The organism is Kribbella pratensis (genome assembly GCF_004366075.1).
In the GTDB taxonomy this organism is placed as follows: Bacteria; Actinomycetota; Actinomycetes; order Propionibacteriales; family Kribbellaceae; genus Kribbella; species Kribbella pratensis.
The window spans coordinates 1698653-1708199 of record NZ_SODU01000003.1 but is presented as its reverse complement, the minus strand read 5'-3'; the positions used below and the strand labels follow the sequence as shown (position 1 = coordinate 1708199).

Here is a 9547-nt window from a genome sequence, read left to right as displayed (position 1 = left end):
GGGCACTGGGCGGCGTTGTCGTCGGTCGACAGGACTCCGTCCTGCCTCCCTCCTCCGCCTTGCCCAGCACTCCGCGGGACGACGCTCGCGACGGCACCACCGCTCCGCGCGACCTCTGAGCCGTCTGGGAGAATGGGGTTCGTGACCAAACCCCGGATCCCCAACGTTCTCGCCGCGCGCTACGCCAGTCTGTCGATGGCGGAGCTGTGGTCACCGGAGCACAAGATCGTGCTCGAGCGGAAGCTCTGGGTCGCCGTACTGAAGGCCCAGAGCCGGCTCGGGGTCGAGGTTCCGGACGGGGTCGTCGAGGACTACGAACGAGTGGTCGACCAGGTCGACCTGGCGTCGATCGCGGACCGCGAGCGGGTCACGCGACATGACGTGAAGGCGCGGATCGAGGAGTTCAGCGCTCTCGCCGGGCACGAACACATCCACAAGGGGATGACGAGTCGTGACCTGACCGAGAACGTGGAGCAGCTCCAGATCCGCGCCGGCCTGGAACTGGTCCGGGACCGTGCGGTGGCGACCGCCGTACGGCTGGGCCAGCTGGCGGCCGACCACGCGGCGCTGGTGCTTACCGGCCGCTCCCACAACGTGGCCGCGCAGGCGACCACGCTGGGCAAGCGGTTCGCGTCGGCCGCCGACGAGCTGCTGGTCGCGGTCGCCCGGATCGAGGAGCTGATCGAGCGGTACCCGCTGCGCGGCATCAAGGGCCCGGTGGGTACGTCGCAGGACATGCTGGACCTGTTCGGCGGCGACCCGGCCAAGCTGGAGGAGCTGGAGCAGGACATCGCCCAGCACCTCGGGTTCAGCCACACGCTGACGAGCGTCGGCCAGGTGTACCCGCGGTCGCTCGACTACGAGGTCGTGTCCGCGCTGGTGCAGCTGGCCGCGGGGCCGTCGAGCCTGGCGACCACGATCCGGCTGATGGCCGGGCACGAGCTGGTCACCGAAGGCTTCAAGGAGGGCCAGGTCGGCTCCTCGGCGATGCCGCACAAGATGAACACCCGGTCCTGCGAGCGGGTCAACGGTCTCGCGGTGATCCTCCGTGGGTACGCGTCGATGGCGGGCGAGCTGGCCGGCAACCAGTGGAACGAGGGCGACGTCTTCTGTTCCGTCGTACGGCGGGTTGCGTTGCCGGACGCGTTCTTCGCGCTCGACGGGTTGTTCGAGACGTTCCTGACCGTGCTGGACGAGTTCGGGGTCTACCCGGCCGTCGTGTCGCGTGAGCTCGAGCGGTACCTGCCGTTCCTGACCACGACCAAGGTGCTGATGGCCGCGGTGAAGAACGGCGTCGGCCGGGAGACTGCGCACGAGGTGATCAAGGAGCACGCGGTCGCCACCGCGCTCGACCTGCGCAAGGGCCTGCCCGCGAACGACCTGTTCCACCGCCTCGGCGCCGACGGCCGCCTCGGCCTCACCGAGGAGCAGATCGTCGGCATCGTCGGCGAACCACTGTCCTTCACCGGCGCGGCCGTCGCCCAGGTCGCCGCGGTCGTCGCCAAGATCGACGAACTCGCCAAGCGCCACCCGGAAGCAGCCGCCTACACCCCGGGTGACATCCTCTAACTCGTGTTCGCACCGCTCACCTGGTTTCTTGTCGCGTTGGCGCTGCTTGCGATGGTGTACGCCGTTGTACTGGCGGCGCGGGACAAGCGGATCGACTGGACCGTGCTGGGCGCGGTCGGAGTTGTCGAGGTCGGGCTGATCGCGCAGTTGGTCATCGGGATCGTGCAGTACGCCGGGACCGACCGTGACGTGTCCGGGCCGTTCTTCATCGGGTACCTGATCGGGTCGCTGATCATCCTGCCGATCGGGGCGTTCTGGGCGCTGGCCGAGAGCAGCCGCTGGGGTGCCGGAGCGCTGGCCATCGCGTGTCTGGTGATCCCGATCCTCGAGCTACGGCTGCACGACCTCTGGGCGGTCTGACATGACCGATCCGGCGGCCACGAAGCACGGGCCCGGACGGATCCTGATCGCGGTGTACGGCGTGTTCGCGCTCGCCGCGACCGCACGGGCCGGCGTACAGATCGCGACCAAGTTCGGCGACGCCCCGATCGCGTACCTGTTGTCGGCCGTTGCCGCGGTCATCTATTGCGCCGCGACGTTCGCGCTGGCGAAGGCGACCGTGGTGTCGCGCAAGGTCGCCACGGCCGCGATCGCGATCGAGCTGGCCGGCGTGATCGCGATCGGCGCCTTCAGCTACGCCGTACCCGACGACTTCCCGGACGCGACCGTGTGGTCGCACTTCGGGCAGGGGTACGGCTTCGTACCGCTGGTGCTGCCAGTACTGGGGCTGCTCTGGCTCCGTCGCACCCGGTAGGTCCCAGGGAACTGCCAGCCACGCACAGGGGCTGACTCAGGTTCACCGACCAGCATCGGTGACATGCAGATTCCAGGTCATCCTCGGGTCGAGATCGTCGTACCCGTCAAGAACGAGGAACACGACCTCGGACCGAACATCAGACGGTTGCGGGAGTTCCTCGACACCGCTTTCCCGTTTCCGGCCGAGGTCTGCATCGCGGACAACGGAAGTACGGACGCGACCTATGAGATCGGTACGCTGCTCGCCGCCGAGCTGCCCGGGGTCCGGGTGGTCCGGCTCGAGCAGTCCGGGCGCGGCCGCGCGCTGAAGCAGGTCTGGTCCGCCAGCACCGCCGAGGTGCTCGCCTACATGGACGTCGACCTGTCCACCAACCTGAACGCGCTGCTGCCGCTGGTCGCGCCGCTGCTCGCCGGGCACAGTGACGTTGCCATCGGCACCCGGTTGGCGAAGAGCTCCCGGGTGGTCCGGAGGCCGAAGCGGGAGTTCATCTCGCGCTCGTACAACCTGTTGCTACGGGCAACGTTGAATGCGCACTTCTCCGACGCGCAGTGCGGGTTCAAGGCGATCCGCGCCGACGTGGCGCGCGAGCTGCTGCCGCTGGTGGAGGACACCAGCTGGTTCTTCGACACCGAGCTGCTGGTGCTCGCGGAGCAGGCCGGGCTGCGGATCCACGAAGTACCGGTGGACTGGGTCGACGACCTGGACTCCCGGGTCGCGATCGCGAAGACGGTGGGCGAGGACCTGCGGGGGATCGCCCGGCTGATGCACAACCGCGTCGACCTGGAGGCCATCCGGCAGAAGTACGGCCGGCCGCGCATTCTCGATCCGCGTACGGCGTTGGCCGCGCGGGTGCTGCGGTTCTGCGCGGTCGGGGTGCTGAGTACGGCGGCGTACGCGCTGCTGTATCTCGTGCTGCGCCAGGGCATGCCGGCCCAGGTCGCGAACCTGCTGGCACTGCTGATCACCGCGGTCGGCAACACCGCGCTCAACCGGCGGATCACGTTCGGGGTGCGCGGGATCGAAGGCCGCTGGCGGCATCACCTGCGCGGTCTGGTCACCTTCGGGATCGGCTGGAGCCTGACCGCGGCGTCGCTCTGGCTGTTGCACGCCATGTACGACGGGGTTTCTGCGCCGCACCAAGCGGTCGAGATCACCGTCCTGACCATCGCGAACCTGGCCGCCACCGTCGTCCGGTTCAGCCTCTTCCAGGCCTGGGTCTTCGACGACGACGCACCTACCTTGCCCGCCTTCGAACCCCCAGCGGTTCTCGAAAACACCCGGAGCAATTGATATGGCAACCCTCACCGATCCCGTCGAGGCGACAAGACCTCGGGCGATCACAACGCAGTACACGCTCGGGAAGGACAAGGTCCTGTACGGCGGGCTGCTGGTGCTGACCGCGATCGCGTACCTGTGGGGCCTGTCCAAGAACGGCTACGCGAACGAGTACTACGCCGCCGCGGTGCAGGCCGGGTCGACGAGCTGGAAGGCCTGGTTGTTCGGGTCGCTCGACTCCTCCAGCTTCATCACCGTCGACAAGACCCCCGCCTCGCTGTGGGTGATGGGGCTGTCGGGGCGGATCTTCGGCTTCAACACCTGGAGCATGCTGGTACCCGAGGCGCTGATGGGCGTCGCGAGCGTCGGCTTCGTGTACGTCGCCGTACGGCGCTGGTTCTCCGCGAACGCCGGCCTGCTCGCCGGAGCGATCCTCGCGGTGACGCCGGTCGCAGTCCTGATGTTCCGGTTCAACAACCCGGACGCGCTGTTGATCCTGCTGCTCTGCGCCGGTGCGTGGGCCGTGACACGGGCGATCGACTCTGTGAAGCACTCGGCGCGATGGATGATCCTGGCCGGTGCGCTGGTCGGGTTCGGGTTCCTGACGAAGATGCTGCAGGCGTTCCTGATCCTGCCGGCATTCGGGATCGCGTACCTGGTCGCGGGGAAGCCGGCGCTGGGGAAGCGTCTCATGCACCTGGTGCTGGCGACTGTTTCGCTGATCGTGAGCGCCGGCTGGTGGGTCGCGATCGTCGAGCTGATTCCGGCGTCGGCGCGACCGTACATCGGCGGGTCGTCGACGAACAGCATTCTCGAGTTGACCCTCGGCTACAACGGACTCGGCCGGTTGAGCGGCAACGAGACCGGTTCGGTCGGTGGCGGGGCAGGCAACCCCGGTTGGGGTGGGGCGGCTGGTGTCCAGCGCCTGTTCGGCGGTGAGTTCGCGTCGCAGATCGCATGGCTGCTGCCGGCGGCTCTGCTCGCGACGATCGTGCTGGTCGTTGCTTCGGGCAAGGCCCCGCGGACCGATCGGAAGCGGGCATTCGCACTGCTCTGGGGTGGCTGGCTGGTCGTCACCGGGTTGGTGTTCAGCTACATGCAGGGCATCATCCACAGCTACTACATGATCGCGCTGGCACCGGCGATCGGTGCGCTGATCGGTGCGGCGATGGCGGTGCTCTGGAAGCGACGTACGGAATGGTTGCCGCGGACCACGTTGGCCGGCGGGATCCTGCTGACGGCTGGGTGGAGCTTCGCGCTGCTGAACCAGACACCGACGTGGCAGCCGTGGCTGCGCTGGGTGGTTCTGGCCACCGGTGTGGTGGCAGCCGGGGTGCTGATGGTCCTGCCTGAGTTGAAGTTGCACCGTACGGCGGCTCGGCGGGCCGGGCTGTTCGCGGCGACACTGCTCGCGGTGAGTGCGCTGGCCGGACCGACGGCGTACTCCGTCGAGACGATCAGTGCGGCGCACGCCGGTGCACTACCTTCCGCCGGCCCCTCGGGTGCCGGTGGCATGGGCGGCCTGCGCGGTGGCTTCGGCGGCGGCCGGATGGGTATGCCGCCCGGCCAGACCGGCACCGGTACGACGCAGCAGCCGGGCACCGGTACTACGCAACAGGCTGGTCCTGGTGGTGGCGGTATGGGCGGGTTCCTTGGTGGTGGCGGGATCAGTGGAGTCTCCAGCGAACTGGTGACGCTGCTGCAGCAGGGCGCGAAGGGATACACCTGGGCCGCGGCGGCAGTCACCGCGAACGGTGCGGCACCGCTTCAGATCGCGTCCGGCGAACCGATCATGGCGATCGGCGGGTTCAACGGGACCGACCCGGCGCCGTCGCTCGACGAGTTCAAGGAACTGGTTGCTCAGGGCAAGATTCACTACTTCGTCGGAAGTGGTGGCGGCGGGATGATGGGCGGCCGCAACGCCACCTCGAGTGAGATCGCTACCTGGGTCAGCGAGAACTTCCAGTCCCAGACCGTCGGCAGCACCACCGTCTACGACCTCTCCACCGGAACAGGAGCATGAAGATGACACAGTCCGCGGAAGCCCAGTTCCAGGCGGCACATGCTGCCCAGAACAACCCGCCGGCCCAGCAGCCGGAGGTCGCGCAGCCTGGTGGGCGCCCAAGCAATCTGATGCTCGCCGGCGCCGGTTCGATCCTCGCCGTACTGGCCTTCCTCGGCGGCATGGCAGTCGGCCACTCGTGGGACGGCACGAGCAATCAGCAGGGTCAGTTCGGTGGGCCCGGCGGTGGATTCCCCCAAGGAGGCACAGCCCCGAACCGCTGACCCCCTCAAGGCAACTTTGGGCCCCCACCGACCATTCTGCACGCTGAAATCTGGTTGGTGGGGGCACAAAGTTGGTGGTGAGGTGGGTGGGACGACACGCTGAATGGTTCACTTGCCCATCGGGAGGGGTAAGGATCGGTGCGTGGAATGGTCGAACGTCACCTGGTTCCTGACCGCGCTCGGAGCGGTCGTCGTACTGATCACGCGCGTCCGGCTCGGCGGGACTGTTGTCGACGGCACCGGTCACGGTGCCGGCCGGCACGGGTACTCCGCAACGCTGTTGCGGCTGCACACCGTGGTCGGAGTGATCACGCTGATCGGCTGGGTCGTTGCCCTGGTCACCGGTCGGCGGGGGGTCGCCCTGGTCATACTGGCCGGCTGGTGGTTGCTCACGGTCATCGGATTGTTGCTTCTGGCCCGTTGGCTGCCGAGCGGAGGCAAGCACTCCGAGGATGCGCAGAGTGACGCCTGGGGTTCCGGTGCCGGCCTGTCCGTCCTCGGCCACGTGGGCATGCTGGTCGGCGTCTGCTATTTCACGTTCGTCGCGGTCACGGACCGTCTCTGAGTCCGGCGATCAGCGCCGTGACAGAGCGTCGTACGGCGGCCTCGAACGCTTCTGGTGAGAGCGTTGTGCCGGTCCCGGCGACCCGGTCGTACATGAGTCCGTCCAGCATCGCGGCGACAGGCCACGCGGCCGCCTCCGGATCGGGTACGCCGAGTCCGGCCAGCAACTGCGTGAGCATCGCCCGCAACTGCCGCCCGCCTTCGTCGATCGCAGCCCGCAGCTCGGGCTGACGGCTCGCCTCCAGCGACAACTCGTACCGCGCGACCAGATCGTCCGGCCGATCCTGCGCGAGTCCCACCGTCATCGCCACCATCAGCTCGACCGGATCCGCGCCGGGCGGCGGCATCCCGGCCACGTCCCGGGTGAGCATCCGGCTCACGCACGCGGTGAGCAGGGCGTTCCGCGTCCGCAGGTAGTACGACGTGGAGCCCGGCGGCAGGCCCGCCTCGGCGTCGACGGCGCGATGCGTCAGCCCGCGCAGTCCACGGGTCGCGACGAGACGGATCGCCGCGTCCGCGATGGCGTCCTGCCGATCCGCGCCCCGCGGAGCCGTCTTCGTCACGTCGCACAGTCTCGCACTTCCCAGCTGAACTCTACAGATGTAGAGTCGATCGCATGAGTACGGCGATCGTGGTCGGGGCGGGTATCGGAGGGGTCATGGCTGCTGTCGCGCTGCAACGGCGCGGCTGGCAGGTCACAGTTCTGGAGCGTGCTCCGGAGCTGGGTGAGGTCGGGGCCGGTATCTCGGTCTGGCCGTCGGCGGTCGCCGTGCTCGAGGAGCTCGGGGTCAAGGGGGTCGAGAAGGCGTCGGTGCAGTCCAAGCCGGCCGGGATGCGCAAGCCCGACGGTCGCTGGGTGGTCGGTGCGGCCGATCTCGGCATGGAGCTCCCGGTGATGATCCACCGCGCGCAGCTGCACGACCTGATCACGGCCGAGTTCGGCCCCGCGGTGACGGTTCGGACCGGGTACGACGTACGGACGGTGACGCAGGATGCGGACGGTGTCACGGTCAACGGTGAGCTGCGGGCGGAGCTGCTGGTGGCTGCCGACGGGATTCGGAGCGCGGTGCGTGGAGCGCTGTCTCCGCAGTACGCGGGACCGCGGTACTCCGGGTTCACGGCGTACCGGGGAATCGCCGATGTGGACCTCGACGACGGCGGTGGCGAGACTTGGGGGCGCGGGCAACTGTTCGGGTTCGCGCGGCTGATCGACGGGCGGTTCTACTGGTACGCGACGGCGAACCAGCCGGCCGGTACCAAGAGCGAGCCGACGGTATTCGAGAGCTGGCACGATCCGTTGCCGCGGTTGATCGCGGGCAGCGAGAAGATCCTGCAAAACGACATCTACGACCTGACGTTGCCTCTGGTGCCGTTCGTGCAGGGGAGGGTGGTGCTGCTCGGCGACGCGGCGCATGCGATGACACCGAACCTGGGCCGCGGCGCCTGCTCCGCGATCGAGGACGCCGGTGCGCTGGCCCGGCACCTCGGACGGACCAGCGATCTGCCGGCGGCGCTGACGGCGTACGACGCCGAACGACGGCCCGCGACGACGAAGCTCGTGAAGCGCTCCCGCAGCGTCGGCCGCCTCGGCCAGACCGAGAACCCACTGCTCTGCGCGATCCGTGACGCCTTGTTCACCGTCGGCGGGAAACTGGTGGCCCTGCGGGCCCGCAAGTAGGCGGATGGAACAATCAGGCCCGTGACCACACTTCCGCAGGCGCCTGAGATTCCCGGTGCGAAGCACCTCCACTCCGGCAAGGTCCGGGACCTGTACGAGCTCGAGTCCGGCGACCTGCTGATGGTTGCGACCGACCGGATGAGCGCCTTCGACTGGGTCCTGGAATCGGTGATCCCCGACAAGGGGAAGGTGCTCACCGCGATGAGCCTGTGGTGGTTCGAGCAGTTGGACGTGCCGAACCACATCATCTCCACGGACGTGCCGGCCGAGGTCGCCGGACGGGCCGTGGTGTGCGAGAAGCTCGCGATCTACCCGGTGGAGTGCGTGGCCCGCGGGTACCTGAGCGGCACCGGACTGGTCGACTACAACGCCACCGGCGCGGTCTGCGGGATCCCGCTGCCGGGCGGCCTGGTCGAGGGCTCGCGCTTCGACACCCCGATCTTCACGCCGGCGACGAAGGCCGAGCTCGGCGAGCACGACGAGAACGTGTCGTACGACGTGGTGGTCGCGACCGTCGGCGCGGACACGGCGGCTGTCCTGCGGGACACCACGCTCGAGATCTACACGACGGCGCGGGCGATGGCCGAGGAGCGCGGGATCATCCTGGCGGACACGAAGTTCGAGTTCGGGGCCCGCGCGGACGGGACGCTCGTGCTGGCCGACGAGGTGCTGACACCCGACTCGAGCCGGTTCTGGCCGGCCGACCAGTGGGCTCCGGGCAAGCAGCAGCCGTCGTACGACAAGCAGATCGTCCGCGACTGGCTGCAGTTCGAGTCCGGCTGGGACCGCACGTCGGGTGAGGCGCCGCCGCCGTTGACCGACGAGGTCGTCGAGCGGACCAGATCGTCGTACATCGCGGCGTACGAACAGCTGACCGGGCGGAAGTTCGAGGGTTAGAACAGCCCCACGCCGAGCGCGAGCAGGATGAAGCGGCCACTGCGGCCGGCCAGGACCGACAGCGTGAAAACGACGGTTCGCATCCGCGAGGCGCCGCCGATGAGCGCCACGCCGTACAGCGGTGGGATGCCGACGAAAGCGCTCAGGAGCGTGACCGGGGCGCCCCAGCGGCTGTCGCTCATGGCGTCCATGAGGCGTTTGCTGAGGTCGCGGTTCCACTGGACGAAGCGGCCCCAGCGGGTGTCCAGGTTGACCGGCCGGGGTTCCTTCTTGGTCTTGCGGGCCGCATATCCGGGGCGGTAGCGGACGGCGAGGAACATCGCGACCTTGCCGATGGTCTGCCCGATCGACACGCCGATCGCGGCGACCACCGGGTTCAGGGCATGCGTGGCGCCGAGCGCGAGGACGTACGCCTCCGCGTTCATGAACGGTACGACGGCGGAGCCGATGCCGAAGCCCACCGCCAGTGCCAGTTGCCACACCCACATGACACCGAGGCTAAGCGTGATCCCGGCCATTGC

At 68.5% G+C, this 9547-nt stretch carries 11 protein-coding genes; 9 read left to right on the top strand and 2 right to left on the bottom strand.

The features are described 5' to 3' along the window. The first annotated feature begins 141 nt into the window (after positions 1 to 141). The 7 genes from purB (at position 142) to EV137_RS32495 (ending at position 6452) form a co-directional block, all read left to right on the top strand. Complete coding sequence (purB, locus tag EV137_RS32525) at positions 142 to 1569, top strand: adenylosuccinate lyase (RefSeq protein ID WP_375372044.1); 1428 nt, start codon at positions 142 to 144, stop codon at positions 1567 to 1569. Between the two features lie 3 nt (positions 1570 to 1572). Continuing rightward, a complete protein-coding gene (locus EV137_RS32520; RefSeq protein WP_134131905.1) occupies positions 1573 to 1929 on the top strand; it encodes a hypothetical protein in 357 nt (118 codons plus the stop codon). Between the two features lies 1 nt (position 1930). Then, entirely contained in the window at positions 1931 to 2323 is a 393-nt protein-coding gene (locus tag EV137_RS32515; protein ID WP_130387968.1) for a hypothetical protein, read from the top strand. A gap of 63 nt (positions 2324 to 2386) precedes the next feature. Next, positions 2387 to 3616: a bifunctional glycosyltransferase family 2/GtrA family protein gene (locus EV137_RS32510; RefSeq protein ID WP_134131904.1), complete on the top strand. Its 1230-nt coding sequence runs from the start codon at positions 2387 to 2389 to the stop codon at positions 3614 to 3616. 1 nt (position 3617) lies between these two features. Then, the gene (locus EV137_RS32505; protein WP_134131903.1) at positions 3618 to 5624 is read left to right on the top strand and encodes a glycosyltransferase family 39 protein; all 2007 of its coding nucleotides are present in this window, start codon (positions 3618 to 3620) and stop codon (positions 5622 to 5624) included. A gap of 2 nt (positions 5625 to 5626) precedes the next feature. Further along, positions 5627 to 5887, top strand: a complete 261-nt coding sequence (locus EV137_RS32500; RefSeq protein WP_134131902.1) for a hypothetical protein — start codon at positions 5627 to 5629, stop codon at positions 5885 to 5887. Between the two features lie 142 nt (positions 5888 to 6029). Continuing rightward, a complete protein-coding gene (locus EV137_RS32495) occupies positions 6030 to 6452 on the top strand; it encodes a hypothetical protein (RefSeq protein ID WP_134131901.1) in 423 nt (140 codons plus the stop codon). Here EV137_RS32495 and EV137_RS32490 read toward each other — a convergent pair. Then, a complete protein-coding gene (locus tag EV137_RS32490) occupies positions 6436 to 7014 on the bottom strand; it encodes a TetR/AcrR family transcriptional regulator (RefSeq protein WP_134131900.1) in 579 nt (192 codons plus the stop codon). The genes EV137_RS32495 and EV137_RS32490 overlap by 17 nt on opposite strands. 53 nt (positions 7015 to 7067) lie before the next feature. On the opposite strand from EV137_RS32490, the gene EV137_RS32485 reads away from it, so the two are divergent. Together EV137_RS32485 and EV137_RS32480 are read left to right on the top strand one after the other, a co-directional pair. Next, the gene (locus EV137_RS32485) at positions 7068 to 8129 is read left to right on the top strand and encodes an FAD-dependent oxidoreductase (RefSeq protein ID WP_134131899.1); all 1062 of its coding nucleotides are present in this window, start codon (positions 7068 to 7070) and stop codon (positions 8127 to 8129) included. A gap of 21 nt (positions 8130 to 8150) precedes the next feature. Next, the gene (locus tag EV137_RS32480; protein WP_134012217.1) at positions 8151 to 9026 is read left to right on the top strand and encodes a phosphoribosylaminoimidazolesuccinocarboxamide synthase; all 876 of its coding nucleotides are present in this window, start codon (positions 8151 to 8153) and stop codon (positions 9024 to 9026) included. Here the strand turns inward: EV137_RS32480 and EV137_RS32475 are convergent. Then, entirely contained in the window at positions 9023 to 9514 is a 492-nt protein-coding gene (locus tag EV137_RS32475; protein WP_134012219.1) for a hypothetical protein, read from the bottom strand. The genes EV137_RS32480 and EV137_RS32475 overlap by 4 nt on opposite strands. Positions 9515 to 9547: the final 33 nt, after the last annotated feature.

What these genes read in the sequence shown, in the direction of transcription:
- EV137_RS32500 (WP_134131902.1), top strand. Translation starts at nt 5,627, where the DNA reads ATGACACAGTCCGCGGAAGCCCAGTTCCAGGCGGCACATGCTGCCCAG.
- EV137_RS32505 (WP_134131903.1), top strand. Translation starts at nt 3,618, where the DNA reads ATGGCAACCCTCACCGATCCCGTCGAGGCGACAAGACCTCGGGCGATC.
- EV137_RS32515 (WP_130387968.1), top strand. Translation starts at nt 1,931, where the DNA reads ATGACCGATCCGGCGGCCACGAAGCACGGGCCCGGACGGATCCTGATC.
- EV137_RS32475 (WP_134012219.1), bottom strand. Translation starts at nt 9,514, where the DNA reads ATGTGGGTGTGGCAACTGGCACTGGCGGTGGGCTTCGGCATCGGCTCC.
- EV137_RS32485 (WP_134131899.1), top strand. Translation starts at nt 7,068, where the DNA reads ATGAGTACGGCGATCGTGGTCGGGGCGGGTATCGGAGGGGTCATGGCT.
- EV137_RS32510 (WP_134131904.1), top strand. Translation starts at nt 2,387, where the DNA reads ATGCAGATTCCAGGTCATCCTCGGGTCGAGATCGTCGTACCCGTCAAG.